We start from the raw sequence: 14,513 nt of genomic DNA on the forward strand, positions 1-14,513 counted from the left end.
AAAAAAGCCGCGAAAAGCGATGTCGTTCGCGTCGTCCGTCTCGCGCGGTTCAGTACGACTCGCTCGTGTAGAGTGCACCGCTGTCGTCGTAGACGGACACCGTGTCGCCGCCGTTATTCCAGATCGCGGTACCGGTGTTGCCCCAGTAGAGGTCGGAACTCGTGTCCGAACCGGTTCCGGTGTGGAGGGTCACCTGCGCGCCCGCGTCGAGCGTGAAGCCGCTCGGGAAGGCGTAGGTGTGGGCGGCTTCGTCCTCGACGGTCCACCCCGAGAGGTCGATGGAACCAGTTCCGGGGTTCTCGAAGACGACGTACTCGTCGTTGAGGTTGTTGTTGTCGTTGCCCGCCGCATCCTCGTGGATTTGAGCGATGGAGAGGTCGCCGCTGCCGCTACCGCCGTCGCCGCCGCCGGTCGAGCCGTCGTAGGCGTCGAACAGCGGGAAGGAGGTGTCGAAGACCGTCGTCGTCGGGATGCCCGAATCGCCGTTGACGTTGTTCGTGCCGTCGGTCACGTGGTCGCCGTTGATTCGGAGGTCGGTTCCGAGCGCGGACGCGAGGTCGTTCAAGTTGGTGCGTGCACTCGACGGTGCCGTGCCAGCGCCGACGAGGACCACCGCGCCGCCGTCGGCGACGAACGAGGTGAGCGCGTCGATTTCGGCTTGCGTGAACGCGTCGGCGGGCGTGGTGACCACGATGGCCTGCCAGCGCGAGAGGTCGAACGTGTCGAGGTCGTTCGCCTGGTCGAACGAGAGGTCCACGCCTTCGAGGTAGCGCTGGTAGTACGCCGCGTCGTCATTCGAGACGGCGTAGCTCGCGTCGAACTGCCCGTGGCCGCCGTCGATGAGAATATCACCGCTTCGGTCGCTCACGTAATCGATGAGGTTCGTGAGGAAGACGAAGTTCTCGTAGTCCGACGTATCGACGGCGAAGCCTTCGGAACTCTCGTAGTTCTCGTCGATGAGCGGACCACCGACCACGGCCACGTTGGCGGCCTCGTCCACCGCGGCGAGCGGGATGTCGCCGCCGTAGGTGTAGCCACCGGACTGGGTAGCGGTGCTCTCAGCGTAAATCGGGACGCGGGAATCGCTCACGCCGCCGGAGGCGGTCTTGACGCTGGCGGCTTGCGGGAGGAACAGGTCGTCCACCGTCCGATTGCGGATTTCCGAGGAGGCGTCGGGGTCGCTCTGCGCCCAGAGACCCGTGCCGTTCGACCGTGCGGTGTCTTCCGCGCGCCAGATGTCGTCGTGGTAGGAGGAACCGGAGCCGTACACGCGGGCGTTGCCGGTTTCGACGGTGCGGAGGTTGTAGAAGTCGTCGCGGGTGCCGTCGCCCGTGGCGTCGTAGTGGATGTAACCGAGCACGCGGCCGTAGGTGTCGCGGAGCGGTTCGTTCTGGTCGAAGGAGAGTTCGACCGTCGCGCCGCTTAGCTCGCTCTTGCCGAAGTCGGTGGCGTTCGACCCCCACGTCTGGAGGTAGGTCATCGATTCGATGCCCTCCCACTCCTGAATCCGTTCGGCGGAGCTGTTCGACGTCTTCTCGGGCGTGTCGATGCCGAGGATTCGGATGCTCTCGGTCGAACCGTCCGCGAACTGCACCGTCACCGTGTCGCCGTCCGAGACCTTGGTGACGTCGACGGTGTAGGTCTTGCTCTTGTCGAGTCCCAACCCGTCGCGGTCGGTGAAGTAGTCGAACGCGGTGTTGAACTGGCTGGTGAGCGGTTTGTAATCCGCGCCGCCGTTGTTCGAGGTGTCGAGCACCTCGTCGTCGTTGAATCGGAAGGAAAGGCCAAGGTAGCTGGCGAAGTCGTTCAGGTTGGCCGTGGCGTCGTGGTCGCCGTAGTCGGATTGGTCGTGGACGAACAGCGTGCCGCCGCCCGCGACGAAGGTGGCGAGGTCGTCGAGTTCCGAACTGGAGAACGCGGTGCTCGGCGACGTGATGACCGCCGCGTCGGCGCTCCCGAGGTCGGCCGAGAGGTTCGAGGTGGCCGTGACCGTGTAGCCGTTGTTCTCGGCGTAGCTCTCGAACTTGGAGAACGACGCGAGGTCGTAGTACTGGCCGTGACCCTCGTCGAAGAGGACGGTACCTGACCCACCGAGTTCGGCGTCCCACGCGTTGAGGACGAACTCCTCGTTGCCCTGTTGCCAGTTCGTGCCGTCCTCAACCAGCATCGAACCGAACGCGACGACGTTCGAGTCGGAGACGACCAGCGGAATGGACGTTCCGCTGCTGTAGAGTGTCGCGTCGCCGTTCGAGTCGGCGTCGTGATTCGTGGCGGTGTCCTCCGCCCACACCGCGATAATGGAACTGTCGGTCAACTCGCCGCCGCTGGCGTCGAGGAAACTCGACGTCGAGTGACAGACGAGGGGTGGAATCTCGCCCGAAACGGCGCGTACTTCGGAGCTGAGGGTTGTTGTTATCGGTCCCGTTGCGGTTGCCGCCGCGAGCGCTGACATGAACGTTCGTCTTCGCATCGCTTCGAAAATACAGCTAGTAAGATATAAATTATTCTTTTTTGTATTAGTATTTAATCTTCTACGCCCTCATATATTTAGATATTTGTAGAAAATATCCGTCCGTAGCACAATAGTTCACACGGACTCCGCGGGGTCGTATTCGTCCGCCATACGTTCGGCTTCAGTCGCGTATCGCTCGCGCGTCTCCGGGTCATCGACCGCCCCGAGTTGGTTCGACGACACGTCGAGTGCGGCGGTCGTTTCCCGCGCGGCACCGGTAAAACTCGTGAGTGCACGCTCCTTCCGGAAGTAGCGCGACCCGTCGGGGGTCGCGTAGACGAGGATGATGAGGTTCTGTTCGTCGTCCGAATACGTCCGTTCGACCAACCAGACGCGCACGTCGGTATCGTCGTCCATACGCACGATTGGTTCCACAACAGGATAGTTCCACCCGACCGTTTATGCGAACGACTACCGTACTTCGGTCGGTATGGAGGTGAACTGTGAGGGATGTGCGGGTTGTTGTATCGATTGGCGCGACATCGCACCCGAAATCACGGACCACGAACGACGCGGCGCACGAAAGCCGTTGGACGACGCCCACAACTTCGTCCCACTCATGCGCGAGGAAGTGGTGGCGTTCGTCGAAGCGGGACTCGCCGACGCATTGACGCCGCGGCTCTGGCAGGACGATTCGGGGACGGACGTCGGCGGCGTGAAACTGGCCGCCATCGAGGGAAAGCCCGCGTTCTTTCTCGGCCTTCGAAAACCGCTCAAACCGGTCGAGCCGTTCGACAGCGAGGAACCGAGATGGCTCCCGACCTGTACGTTTCTCGACCCGAAAACGCTCCAGTGCCGAATTCACGGCGACGACCTGTATCCGCTGGAGTGTTCGGAGTACCCCGGTCACAACCTGAAGTTGGGACAGGAGACGGAGTGTGAACGGGTCGAGGCGGCGTTCGACGGAGACCGACTGGTGGACGACGAACCGCCGGACGCGCTCTCGGGACTTCTGCTCGGACCCCAAGCCATCGGCGAAAAAGTCTTCGTCCATCCCAACTCCGACGAACTGGAGGGAGTCGCCGAACGCATGCGTGCGGGCGAGTTAACCGACGAGGACCGCGCACGGTTCGTCGCCACTGCCGCGGCTAATCGACCCGGAACGACGAGTATCAACCGTGAAACGTACGAAACGGTGTTGGCGACGGTACGCGAGACCGACTCGTGGGTCGGTCGGTCGATTCGTGCGTGGGAAGCAATGTCGCAAACAAAAACCGGAGTCCCGGACCCGTCGGTCGCGGAGCGAATCGAAACGGGAGCCGGTGCACCATCGCCTCCCGGTTGGTGAACGAAGCGCGAAGAAGGAACGTGCTACTCGGACTTCATCTTCTCGAACTGCTTGAGAAGGTCTTCGGCCGAATCGCCGGAGTCGTACTCAACAGTCCCGTGATACTGCGACCGTTCGTCGTCGAAAGCCGCATCGACGGTACTGTTCTTCCGCTCACGACGTTCGTGTTCTTCTTCGTCATAGGCACCCATTGACATGACAACCACACTCATACTTGGCGAGGGGGAGTTATTAATGTAACGGATAATCACATTATACCTTCACGATGGAACATCGTCAGACGGAAGGGGGTATCAGGAAAAATGGACCGAACGGGACGACGGCGAAAACGACGGAAAAGGGAGGCGGGAGAATCCCACGAGGTGCACAACACGTAAACATTCTCGGTTACTAGGTGTCAACGTGGCAAGCCCGCTCCGCTTTCGCCGCTCTACGGAGCGGTGGGACGACGACCGCATAACGACGGAGTTGTATTCGCACCTCGACTCGAACCTCGGGGCGCGTTCGACGACGCCCCACTACGTCGAACCGAACGGCTTCGAGGCGCGACGCTTCGAGATGGACAACGGCGACGTGGCGCTGTTCGTCTGGAACGACGACCTCGCCTATTGGCTCGGGAACACCGAGACGCCGCCCGCGCTGTGGCGAACGAACAAGCACACCTTCGACGAGGTTCCGTACCCCATCGCGCGGTGGAGCCAACGCGAACTCCTCGCCGATTTGGCCGTCGAATCGCCGTGGTTGGCCGAGTACGATTACCTCTCGTGGTTCTTCCTTCCCGTCTTCTTCTCGAAGGACGGGCGGGAGACCTCGCGGGCGTTCTTCCGCAAGTACGCGGCGGGATTCCCCGACGCGACGCGCGACGAGGCGCTCTCGTTTTACGAACGGTTCCTCAGCACCGGCGCGTTGGACGACTATCGGTACACGATGGCCTCGAAACTCGGGACGAGCGAGTGCTTCGACGAGAACCGAATGAGTTCCACGATGAGCGAGTTCACCGTGGCGAAGGTGTTGACCGACGCCGGATACGACGTGGAACCCGAAATCGAAGTGACGACCGGCCACTCGCTCGACTTTCGCGCCGACCCGCGCGATGGCGACCAGTCCTCGTTGGTCGAAGTGACCCGTCCGCGTCCACCCACGCGGCGGGCCGCCGATACACCCGTCGCGGCGGTGCGCGAGACGGCCGAAACGAAGACGAACGGGCAGTTGAGCGAACACGGAGGCGGTGCTGTGTTGTTCGTCGATTGCACCGGTTTCCGGGACGACGAGTGGGCCGCCGTCGTCGGCGAACAACCCGGCGTTCGCCACCGACCGGCAGTCGTCTTCCGCGCTCGACCGTCCGGGCACATCGAGGCCTACGAAAAAGGGTCGGTTCCGCTCTCGCTGAATCGGGCCCTCGAATGGGTCTAACAGGTTAGAAGGAGATCTGGTCGGGCCCGAACGTCCCCATCGTCGTGGGGTCGCGGTCGCTGTAGTGGCGGCGGCCAATCGCTTTGCTACTCAGACCGTTGTACATCGCTTCTTGTGCCTGCTGTGACGATTCGTACGTCTCGTTCCCGACGCGGTTGAACACCTCTTCGAGCGTTTCGGTGCCGTTGGGGAGGTCGATAGTGTAGTCGCCGTGGGACGCGATCAACCGCTTCGTGTCGGTCGGATACTGGTGTGAGTCGAGCAGTTGGCTTGCCTGTTTCAGCGTCATTACGAGAGTTCATACAGTAAAGTTCATTATAAACTTTGTCGGCAAGGGTCATAGGAGAATATAAGGATGTACAATCAGTATAAACTCGGGGGCGTCTCGGGTTTTTATCATGGAAGACGGTGACTGAACCACAAACACCTTCGTCGGAGCCGCCCGACAGGGAGTATGAGCGTTTTCGCGGACCTTCACGTCCACACGACCAACTCCGACGGCGCGATGGAATTATCCGAGGTTCCGTCGGCCGCCCGGTCGGCGGGCGTCTCGGTCGTCGCAATCACCGACCACGATAGACTCCATCCCGATCTGCCGACGCCGGTCTCCGTCGTGGACGGCATCACGGTCGTCCACGGCATCGAGCTCCGGGTCGAAGCACCGGACGGACAGCACCTCGACCTGCTCGGCTACGGCGTCTATCCGACACCGGAACTCGCCGACGAACTGGAGCGTCTTCAGACCGACCGAAAACAGCGCGGCCAAGCCATCATCGATTGTGTCGAGGACCGTCTCGGGATTTCCCTCGACCTCGAATCGCGCGAGGGGTTGGGACGGCCGCACATCGCCCGATCCATCGCCGCGCATCCGGAGACGAAGTACGGTTTCTCCGACGCGTTCGAAGAACTCATCGGAACCGATAGGCCGTGTTACGTCGCCCGAGACGTGTCGAGTTTCGAGCGCGGCGTCGAACTCCTCTCGGAAGCGAGCGGCCTCGTCGGACTGGCCCACCCGTACCGGTACGACGACCCGCGGTCGGCGCTCGACCTGACGAGCGAGTTGGACGCCGTGGAGCGATACTATCCCTACGGACGCGAGGTGGACACGCGACCGATAGAACGCGCCATCGCCGACAACAACCTCGTACCGACTGGCGGAAGCGACGCTCACGAGGACGTGCTCGGGAAAGCGGGACTTTCGAAGGAAGAGTATCGTCATTTCAGAAGCGCAGTGACGCTCTGACGTCGGTTCGGCGTCCCGGAGCGGTGGGTTCAATTTCGTGGAACCCATAGCCAGTCCCATGCGGTGTCACTACTGTGATCGGGAAGCGACGTTCGAGCCCGAGATGGACGGCGTGGTGGTCGGCCTCTGCGACGACCACTTTCGAGAGCAGTTCGAATCGCTCTCGGAGTCGGACGTGATGGAAAACTTGCAGCGAGAACTCGGCGTAGACGGAATTGACGGAATTGACGGAGTAGACGGCTCGGACGGCGCGGACGAACGTTAGTTTTCGACGCTCGCGGTAAACGAGAGTTCGTCGTATCGATACGAGGAAGCGGTGCCGAGCGACGAGAGCGCGTCGGTAGCCGATTCAGGGGGGATTCGGACGCGAACCGTTCGAATACCGTCCCGAAAGAGATAGAAGAGTCCCGTTCTGAGCGGTGCCGTCAGGTCCGTATCGGCCACCGGCGTCGAACGCGTTCGGGAGGGTTCTTCGACGGACAGAACGAGCGATGCGCCGCCGCCGGTGACGGTGTAGACGGTGAGCGTGTCGTCCTCGTGTTCCGTGCCGAGGACGTCAACGGGTTCGAACGGAACCTCAACGTCGTCGAGGTCGAGGTCGAGAACGTCGTCTTCCTCTCTTCCGATAGTCGGACCCACGGCTACCACCGCCCCATGGAGGTTGGAGGGCTTCGAAGATTCATACAGCTAGTTGTGAGCCGATATATAAATAACCGCGGATAACACAAAAGAGGATTTTCGCTTCCGCTCAGGCGCGGCCAGCGTCCACGTCGATGGCATCGACCGGGCACACGTCCACACAGAGCATGCAGTCGATGCACTGGGCTTCGTTGGCCGGGTCTGCCTTCTCCTCGCTCTCGGGATGGCCCGGGGTGTCCACCCATTCGAACACGTCGACCGGGCAGTCTTCGAGGCACGCCCCGTCGGCGATACAGAGGTCGAAGTCGACCGCGACGTGGGTGCCGTGGATGCCGAGTTTGTCGGGTTCGTCCACCGGACCCCACACGTCGTGGCCCTCGTGGTCGTCTACTTTCTCGCGGTTTTCGTGGAATTGTGGGTCAATAGCCATCGGTCTCTCACCTACCGGGTAGACGCGAAAGTAGTACTTAAATCCCAGTACATCACTTAAAACTTCGTGCGGGCGGGATTTTTTAGGTTGGGCTAAAAACAAGCGGAAGAAGCCCGGAAAACCGGGAGTAGGTTTTTCACCCGACGGTAGCTTTAAATATCGACGCGAATCGGTGGGAGGTTTTAGGGCACCTCCTCCGAAGGAACCCTCATGGAGAAAGTCACCATCGACGACGTTGACGGACAGATGAGCGCGGCCGACGTTCGACGCCCGGTTTCGAAGGCGCTCGGCACCGAGGACATGGCCATCAACTACTACGAACTCGCGCCCGGTGACAGTTTCGCGTTCGGCTACCACGCACACGGAGACCAAGAAGAGGTCTTTTACGTCCAATCCGGCACCGTGACGTTCGAGACGGACGACGAGGATGCCGTCGTCTCGGCGGGCGAACTGATTCGGTTCGCGCCCGACGAGTTTCAGCGCGGCGTCAACGAGGGCGAAGAACGCGTCGTCGCCCTCGCACTCGGCGCGCCCCGCGACACCGAGGACATAGAGATGTACCGCCACTGCGAGGAGTGCGGGGAGCGAACCCAGAACAAAATCGAGATGGCCGACAGCCGAGACGAACTCGTCACCTCCTGTCTGGACTGCGGCGCGGAAACCGGCCGCTTCGACTGAGCCGCCTCGACCGAGTGGGTTCCCGTTGGGAACACCGTTTTCCGACCGGCCATCGGACGGAAAGTATGGAGAAAGTCACCATCGACGACGTTGACGGACGCATCAGTTCGGCGGACCTGACCCGACCGGTCGGCGACGCCCTCGGCACCGAAGACATGGCCATCAACTACTACGAACTCGCGCCCGGCGACACCTTCTCCCCCGGCCTCCACACCCACTTCGACCAAGAGGAGGTCTTTTACGTCCAATCCGGCACCGCGACGTTCGAGACGAAAGACGGCAGCGTGGTGGTCGAGGCGGGCGAAATCGTCCGGTTCGCGCCGGGCGACTACCAGATGGGCAAAAACGACGGCGACGAGCGTGTCGTCGCCCTCGCACTCGGTGCACCGGACGAGAGCGAGGACGGCGAACTCCTCAGGAACTGTCCCGAATGCGGCGCGCAGACCCAACACTGGATGCGGATGACGGACGGTAGGGACGAAGTGGAAGTGTACTGTCTCACCTGCGATACAGTCACCGGAACGATGGACTGAGGGCGGTTGCGTGACCATCGTGATGGCCGTCACGATTATCGACTCGGGGTCGTTACTCGGTCCGAATCCCCATGAGTCACGAAGACATCCCCGGCTACACCTACGGCGAGGAGTCCGTTCCCGACTCACCCATCGACCGCGAGGATTTCGACCTGCTCAAGGAGACCGTGATGTTCACCGAGGAGGACGAAGAGCACCTTCGACTGGCGGGCGAGGTCCTTGACGGACAAATCGACGACGTGCTCGACACGTGGTACGGGTTCGTCGCCGACCACCCCCATCTGATGCAGTATTTCAGCACCCCCGGCGGCGAACCCATCGAGGAGTATCTGGAGCGGGTGCGGGCCCGGTTCGGCCAGTGGATACGGGACACCTGCAACCCGCCCTACGATGACGATTGGCTCCGGTACCAACAGGAGATAGGCCTGCGTCACACCCGCCGAAAGAAGAACCAAACCGACGACGTGAATTCGGTCAACCACATTCCCTTCCGCTACATGTCGGCGTTCATCTACCCCATCACCGCGACGATGCGGCCGTTCCTCGAAAACGGCGACCACGACGAGGAAACCGTCGAAAAGATGCACGACGCGTGGTTCAAGGCGGTCGTCCTGCAGGTAACGCTGTGGAGCAACCCGTACGTCATCGACGGGGACTACTGAGCGACCACGGACCACCACGCCCGGGAACGGACCGCCCGAACGACCGCACCTACCGTCTCGAAGTTCCACAGGAAACGATGGCCACCGGCCGCTGACGCGCGTTTCCGCGCGAGACACAACCCCCTCGAAACCCCGGTGTAACTTTTCCACCGGAAACGGAGGGGTTAGAGAAGGATTCACAAACCGCATCCAGGTGGTCGAACGCCGACCATCGAAAGGGGAACGTTCGGGGTGGAGTGCCGAGCGGCAGACACACGTCAGACGTGCGGGTTGGTGGCACATCGAGGACCCCACCGTTTCCAGTGGAAACGTGACGAGTTCGGGACGAAAGTCGGCGCGAAGAAAGTCGATATGACCCGCCGCGAAAGCGGCGAGCGTGACGGTGGCGACCCATCGCCGTCGCTCGAACGGGCCAGCCCTTCCGCGATACGGACCTTTTTCGCCATCGCGTCCGTCCTCGACGCTATGACGGAGATTCCATCGCCCGGCTTGGGAACGTCCGGCAACAAGGACCGCGAACAGTGTTCCGAGACGGTTCGAACCGCGCTCTCGCTCGGCTATCGACACATCGACACCGCGCAGATGTACGACAACGAATCGGGGGTCGGCGACGGAATCGCCGCCGCGGACGTTCCCCGCGAGGAGGTATTCCTCGCCACGAAGGTCCTCCCGGACAACCTCGCACACGACGACGTGCTGGAGAGCACGGCGGAAAGTCTCGGCAGACTCGGCACCGACTACATCGACCTGCTCTACGTCCACTGGCCCATGAAGGCCTACGACGCGGAAGACACCCTTCCGGCCTTCGACACGTTGTACGACGACGGGACGGCACGGAACGTGGCGGTGAGCAACTTCACGCCCGAACTGCTGGACGAGGCGCGCGACCTGCTCGACGCGCCAATCGTCGCCAACCAAGTCGAGATGCACCCGCTGCTCCAGCAGGACGAACTCCACGAGTACGCCACGGAACACGACATCACGCTCGTCGCCTACGCACCGATACTGCGGGGCGACGCCGACGACGTGCCCGAACTCCGCGACGTCGCGGCGAAGTACGACGCGACGCCGACCCAAATCAGCATCGCGTGGTTGCAGGGGCTAGAGAACGTTGTCCCCATCCCAAAAGCCACGGGAGAGAGTCATCTCCGAGAAAACCTCTCTGCCCCCGAACTGGCCGACGAGGACATGGAGGTAATCGCCGCCATCGACAGCGAAGAGCGACTCATCGACCCGGACGGGGCCGCGTGGAACTGAACTACTGACTCCAGCGAGCCCACCACGACCCGTTACCGTCGCTACCTTTCCACTCGACGGTTAAGTCGTCCACCGACGTATCGGCGGGGATTTCGTAGGCGAGCCAGCCGGTCAGGCTTTCACCGGACGCGACGGTTCGGTCGCCGAACCGGTTGACCTTGTACTTCCCGTCTTCCTTGGCGATGTCCGCCATCGAAACCTTGTCGCCGCCGACTATCAGATGAATCTGCTCTCCCTTCGGAAGGGTCTGTTTCATACGGAACTTGTTCTCGGCTTTGACGGTGACGAAGGCCCACTGCCGGCCGTCGCTCGCTTCCACGTTCTCGGACCCCCCACCGCTCGGTTCGTATCGGTAATGGTCGGTGAGCGTGATGTCCTGTATCGTCATGGCGACTTCGGTCGGACTACGGAACGCCTCGCCGAACGAGAGTTTCTCGCCGACGATATTGATGGTGAACGTCTCGTCCAACTTCTCGATTCGATAGTTGACCTTCGCCACGTACGGGTACGTGAGCGTGGTGGACCACTTCGTCGTCTTTCCGGGGTCGATTTTGTCGGTCCGCATCTGCCCCGTCTGCTGTGCCCCCGGCGAGTTGCCGTCCACCTGAACCGAGGACTGGAACGCCTTCGGCTCGTCGCCGACGTTTTTGAGCGTGAGCGAGAGCGAGAACTGCTGTCCCATCGTGACCTGCTTCGGCACGTCGGTCGAAACGAGTTGGAAGCCATCGACGGTCGTTTTGCCACCGCCACCACCTCCACTCGTGGTCGTCTCGTTCGACATCCCCGACCCGCCCGTTTCGTTCGTAGTCGAATCGTCCCCATTCCCGCCGTTCTTCGGTTCGGAACCGGTACACCCCGCCAGGGCCCCCCCGGCGAGTGTCGCTCCGGACGTCAGCAGAAATCTTCTACGGCGCATGGGTAATTTACGTACGAGAGTGGAAATAAACACTCTGTCGTTGACTCGTTTTTACGTTCGAGTACGCGAGACCTTCGAACGGTTCACGGAAAACGTTTCGACGTAATCGACGGCAGGTTACGGTGTAGGAACCGCCTACCGTCGTGTTCGCCGAGCAGTCTCAATCGCCATCCTCTACAGTTGTTCGATGCCGTCGCCGACGTGAATCTCGCCGGATTCGACGATACTGGCGCGAAGGCCGCCCCGATGAACCAGCGCGGAAAGCGTCCCCTTCTCGGTCAGCGACTCCAGATGCGAACACGGTTCACAGAGTTCGACCCCCTCACAAACCGCTTCGCCGACGCGAAACCGTTCGCCGACGAGGTGGTTCAGCGCCGCGTTTCGCACCGTCACGTTTCGGCGGTGGGCACCCGGTTCGAGCGCGATTCCCGCCTCCTCCTCGATGGCGTCGAGCGCCTCCGCTTCGATCGCCTCGACCCCTTTCGTTTCGGCCGCCGACTCGTCGGAGACGTGAATCGCCTCGATTTCGCCCGTTCCGTTCATGCACGTCGATTGCGTTCGGGTGGTATAAAATCTGGTAGACGGTGTGTGTCGTTACCGGTCGTCACAGTCCTCCCGTATCGACTCGATGGTCCCGGAAACGAGTTCCCGGAAACGGCGCGCGGTTCGAGTTGCTTCCGCACCGGTTTGCTGACGTTGGAGGCGAAGCGACCGGAAGAAGGAGACGACGACTATCAATCGATACACGTCGCCCCGGCGGTCGAATCCCGGCGTGAGTTCCCGAACCGATTCGTAGCCTACTCGGAACGCCTCGGCCACCGTCTCGTCCACGCCGTCCGGCCCGGCGCAAAGCGGAATCGCCGTGCACCAGTAGTCGTACTCGCCCGGTCCGACGAGCGCGTGCTCGAAGTCGATGACGGTCGTCACATCACCCTCATTGCGTCCAACGTGGTCGGGGAGGTAGTTGCCGTGACAGAGAACCGGTTCACCGACGTCGCGGAACAGGTCCGGGCACTCGCGGACGAACGTCAGCGCGTCGGCCGCCGCCTCGGCGTCCGCGACGAACCCGCCGTCCCGCAAGAAATCGCGTCGGTCGGCGAGGAAGTCTCGGACAGTCCCGTGCCACGATTCCCGCGCGTCGAGACCAGTTCGCCGTCCCGCGCTCCCAAGAAGCCGTACGACTCGAACGTCGTCTCGGCGTGCAAGGTCGCCAGTCCGGCACCCATCGTTCGCGCGCCCGCCTCGTTCACGCTCCCGTCCGCGGGAACCTCGTCGCACCACTCCGCGACGAAGTAGTCGTCTCCGACCGCGAGGACGTGCGGCACCGGAACCGACGTGTTCGTTTCGAGGTGCTGCATGACTCGGGCTTCCATCGCCGGGTCACCCTCGTCGCTCGTCGCACGTTTGCAGACCGCCCGCCTCCCGTCCATTCGAACTTCGTGCGTGGCGTGCGGCGGGACGTCGTGCAGTTTTCGTCCCACTTCGTAGTCGTTCGTATGCGATTCGAGTCGCTCGCGTACCGCTCGTTCGTCTTCTTTCATAGTTGCGTCGCGTCACGTGCGACGACCGGTCGGGACGAAGGGCCGCTTCGAGCGCGGGCGCTGTCGCTCCGACCGAAAAAGATGGGTACCCGATAATTCATCGGATTGTTATTTAAACTGTTCGAAAGTCGGAGTAAAACGGTACTATTCGAACAGTGCGAGAACTCCGTTCTCGTTCGCTCCGGAAGAACGGTGTTCTTCCGTGCTCTCGTTCGTTCCTTCGTCACTCACTCGAAGGCGGCGATGCCAGTGAGATCCTGCCCGAGGACGAGCGTGTGGATGTCGTGAGTCCCCTCGTAGGTGTACACCGTCTCCATGTTCGCCATGTGGCGCATCGGCGGGTAGTCCGTCGTGATGCCGTTGCCGCCGAGCATCTCGCGGGCGACGCGGGCTTGGTCGCGGGCCATCCGAACGTTGTTCCGCTTCGCCATCGAGACGTGCTGCGGGCGGAGGTCGCCGCGTTCTTTCAACTCGGCGAGGCGGTGGACGAGCAGTTGCGAGGTCGTAATCTGGGTCGCCATCTCGGCCAGTTTGTCCTGCTGGAGTTGGAACCGCGCGATGGGGCCGCCGAACTGGTCGCGTTCGGTGGCGTAGTCGCGGGCCGTCTCGAAACAGTCGCGGGCCGCACCGACCGCACCCCACGCGATGCCGTAGCGGGCCTGCGTGAGACAGGAGAGCGGGCCTTTCATCCCCTCGACGCCGGGCAGAACGGCGTCCTCGGGAACGGTGACGTTCTGGAGACTGATTTCGCCCGTGATGGACGCGCGAAGCGAGAGTTTGTCGTGTATCTGGTTCGTCGTCACGCCGTCGCGGTCGGTCTCCACGAGGAAGCCGCGAACCGGCGAGTCCTCGGCCGAGCGGTCGCGCGCCCAGACGACCGCCACGTCCGAAATCGGGGAATTCGTAATCCACGTCTTCGAGCCGTTGAGGACGTACTCGTCGCCCTCCTTTTCCGCGTAGGTTTCCATTCCCGACGGGTTCGACCCGTGTTCGGGTTCCGTCAGGCCGAAACAACCGACCGCCTTGCCTTCGCCGAGGTCGGGAAGCCAGCGTTCTTTCTGCTCCTCGGACCCGTAGGCGTGGATGGGATACATCACGAGCGCGCCCTGCACGCTCGCCATCGAGCGCAGGCCGGAGTCGCAGGCTTCGAGTTCCTGCATCAGCAGGCCGTAGGCCGTCTCGCTCAGGTTCGGCAGGCCGTAGCCATCGAGGTTCGGCGCGTAGAACCCGAGTTCCCCCATCTCGGGGATGATTTCCTCCGGGAACGTCCCCGCTTCGTAGTGGTCCCCGATGTCGGGTTTGACGTGCTCTTCGACGAACTCGCGGGCGGTGTCCCGAACCATCCGCTCTTCCTGTCCGAGGTCTGCCTCCAAATCCACGTAATCGAGCATGCAAAACTCT

General features: G+C 62.1%; 19 protein-coding genes. 8 read left to right on the forward strand and 11 right to left on the reverse strand.

Annotated elements, in window-relative coordinates; genetic code table 11:
- Positions 1 to 49: 49 nt before the first annotated feature.
- Together BG842_RS12500 and BG842_RS12505 are read right to left on the reverse strand one after the other, a co-directional pair.
- Positions 50 to 2,470, reverse strand: coding sequence for a DUF4350 domain-containing protein (locus tag BG842_RS12500; protein WP_069450982.1), 2,421 nt, complete (start codon positions 2,468 to 2,470; stop codon positions 50 to 52).
- Between the two features lie 117 nt (positions 2,471 to 2,587).
- Positions 2,588 to 2,869 (reverse strand): hypothetical protein, encoded by a 282-nt coding sequence (locus tag BG842_RS12505; protein ID WP_069450983.1) that lies wholly within the window; start codon positions 2,867 to 2,869, stop codon positions 2,588 to 2,590.
- Between the two features lie 73 nt (positions 2,870 to 2,942).
- On the opposite strand from BG842_RS12505, the gene BG842_RS12510 reads away from it, so the two are divergent.
- Positions 2,943 to 3,800, forward strand: coding sequence for a hypothetical protein (locus tag BG842_RS12510; protein WP_069450984.1), 858 nt, complete (start codon positions 2,943 to 2,945; stop codon positions 3,798 to 3,800).
- Between the two features lie 23 nt (positions 3,801 to 3,823).
- Here BG842_RS12510 and BG842_RS28850 read toward each other — a convergent pair whose 3' ends face one another.
- Positions 3,824 to 3,997 carry a DUF5786 family protein gene (locus BG842_RS28850; protein WP_007976321.1) on the reverse strand — a complete coding sequence of 58 codons (174 nt, stop codon included), beginning with the start codon at positions 3,995 to 3,997 and terminating at the stop codon, positions 3,824 to 3,826.
- Positions 3,998 to 4,202: 205 nt separating this feature from the next.
- Between BG842_RS28850 and BG842_RS12520 the strand changes: the two genes are divergently transcribed.
- Positions 4,203 to 5,213: a DUF5784 family protein gene (locus tag BG842_RS12520; protein WP_069450986.1), complete on the forward strand. Its 1,011-nt coding sequence runs from the start codon at positions 4,203 to 4,205 to the stop codon at positions 5,211 to 5,213.
- 4 nt (positions 5,214 to 5,217) lie between these two features.
- Here BG842_RS12520 and BG842_RS12525 read toward each other — a convergent pair whose 3' ends face one another.
- The gene (locus BG842_RS12525; RefSeq protein WP_069450987.1) at positions 5,218 to 5,502 is read right to left on the reverse strand and encodes a DUF2795 domain-containing protein; all 285 of its coding nucleotides are present in this window, start codon (positions 5,500 to 5,502) and stop codon (positions 5,218 to 5,220) included.
- Positions 5,503 to 5,667: 165 nt separating this feature from the next.
- On the opposite strand from BG842_RS12525, the gene BG842_RS12530 reads away from it, so the two are divergent.
- The gene (locus BG842_RS12530) at positions 5,668 to 6,456 is read left to right on the forward strand and encodes a PHP domain-containing protein (RefSeq protein WP_069450988.1); all 789 of its coding nucleotides are present in this window, start codon (positions 5,668 to 5,670) and stop codon (positions 6,454 to 6,456) included.
- A gap of 37 nt (positions 6,457 to 6,493) precedes the next feature.
- Positions 6,494 to 6,721: a DUF6757 family protein gene (locus BG842_RS12535; RefSeq protein WP_254663127.1), complete on the forward strand. Its 228-nt coding sequence runs from the start codon at positions 6,494 to 6,496 to the stop codon at positions 6,719 to 6,721.
- Here BG842_RS12535 and BG842_RS12540 read toward each other — a convergent pair.
- Both BG842_RS12540 and BG842_RS12545 read right to left on the reverse strand, forming a co-directional pair.
- Entirely contained in the window at positions 6,718 to 7,095 is a 378-nt protein-coding gene (locus BG842_RS12540) for a hypothetical protein (protein ID WP_069450990.1), read from the reverse strand. The genes BG842_RS12535 and BG842_RS12540 overlap by 4 nt on opposite strands.
- A gap of 109 nt (positions 7,096 to 7,204) precedes the next feature.
- On the reverse strand, positions 7,205 to 7,525 hold the full coding sequence (locus BG842_RS12545) for a ferredoxin family protein (protein ID WP_007976309.1): 321 nt from the start codon (positions 7,523 to 7,525) through the stop codon (positions 7,205 to 7,207).
- 210 nt (positions 7,526 to 7,735) lie between these two features.
- On the opposite strand from BG842_RS12545, the gene BG842_RS12550 reads away from it, so the two are divergent.
- The 4 genes from BG842_RS12550 to BG842_RS12565 all read left to right on the forward strand — a co-directional run bounded on the left by BG842_RS12550 (position 7,736) and on the right by BG842_RS12565 (position 10,655).
- Positions 7,736 to 8,203 (forward strand): cupin domain-containing protein, encoded by a 468-nt coding sequence (locus BG842_RS12550; protein WP_069450991.1) that lies wholly within the window; start codon positions 7,736 to 7,738, stop codon positions 8,201 to 8,203.
- A 65-nt stretch (positions 8,204 to 8,268) separates the two neighbouring features.
- Positions 8,269 to 8,736 (forward strand): cupin domain-containing protein, encoded by a 468-nt coding sequence (locus tag BG842_RS12555; protein WP_069450992.1) that lies wholly within the window; start codon positions 8,269 to 8,271, stop codon positions 8,734 to 8,736.
- 71 nt (positions 8,737 to 8,807) lie between these two features.
- Positions 8,808 to 9,398: a protoglobin domain-containing protein gene (locus BG842_RS12560; protein WP_069450993.1), complete on the forward strand. Its 591-nt coding sequence runs from the start codon at positions 8,808 to 8,810 to the stop codon at positions 9,396 to 9,398.
- A gap of 273 nt (positions 9,399 to 9,671) precedes the next feature.
- A complete protein-coding gene (locus BG842_RS12565; RefSeq protein WP_083252515.1) occupies positions 9,672 to 10,655 on the forward strand; it encodes an aldo/keto reductase in 984 nt (327 codons plus the stop codon).
- 1 nt (position 10,656) lies between these two features.
- Here the strand turns inward: BG842_RS12565 and BG842_RS12570 are convergent, their stop codons facing one another.
- From BG842_RS12570 to BG842_RS12585, 5 genes are all read right to left on the reverse strand, one after another.
- Positions 10,657 to 11,571, reverse strand: a complete 915-nt coding sequence (locus tag BG842_RS12570) for a DUF4352 domain-containing protein (protein WP_069450994.1) — start codon at positions 11,569 to 11,571, stop codon at positions 10,657 to 10,659.
- Positions 11,572 to 11,745: 174 nt separating this feature from the next.
- Positions 11,746 to 12,114, reverse strand: a complete 369-nt coding sequence (locus BG842_RS12575) for an MOSC domain-containing protein (protein ID WP_069450995.1) — start codon at positions 12,112 to 12,114, stop codon at positions 11,746 to 11,748.
- Between the two features lie 51 nt (positions 12,115 to 12,165).
- Complete coding sequence (locus BG842_RS31595; RefSeq protein ID WP_254663128.1) at positions 12,166 to 12,651, reverse strand: phosphotransferase; 486 nt, start codon at positions 12,649 to 12,651, stop codon at positions 12,166 to 12,168.
- A complete protein-coding gene (locus BG842_RS31600) occupies positions 12,600 to 13,112 on the reverse strand; it encodes a phosphotransferase (RefSeq protein ID WP_254663129.1) in 513 nt (170 codons plus the stop codon). The genes BG842_RS31595 and BG842_RS31600 overlap by 52 nt, the downstream gene beginning before the upstream one ends.
- A gap of 227 nt (positions 13,113 to 13,339) precedes the next feature.
- Positions 13,340 to 14,503, reverse strand: coding sequence for an acyl-CoA dehydrogenase family protein (locus BG842_RS12585; RefSeq protein ID WP_069450996.1), 1,164 nt, complete (start codon positions 14,501 to 14,503; stop codon positions 13,340 to 13,342).
- Positions 14,504 to 14,513 lie beyond the last annotated feature (10 nt).

The sequence above is a fragment of the Haladaptatus sp. W1 genome, assembly GCF_001723155.1.
GTDB lineage: Archaea > Halobacteriota > Halobacteria > Halobacteriales > Haladaptataceae > Haladaptatus > Haladaptatus paucihalophilus.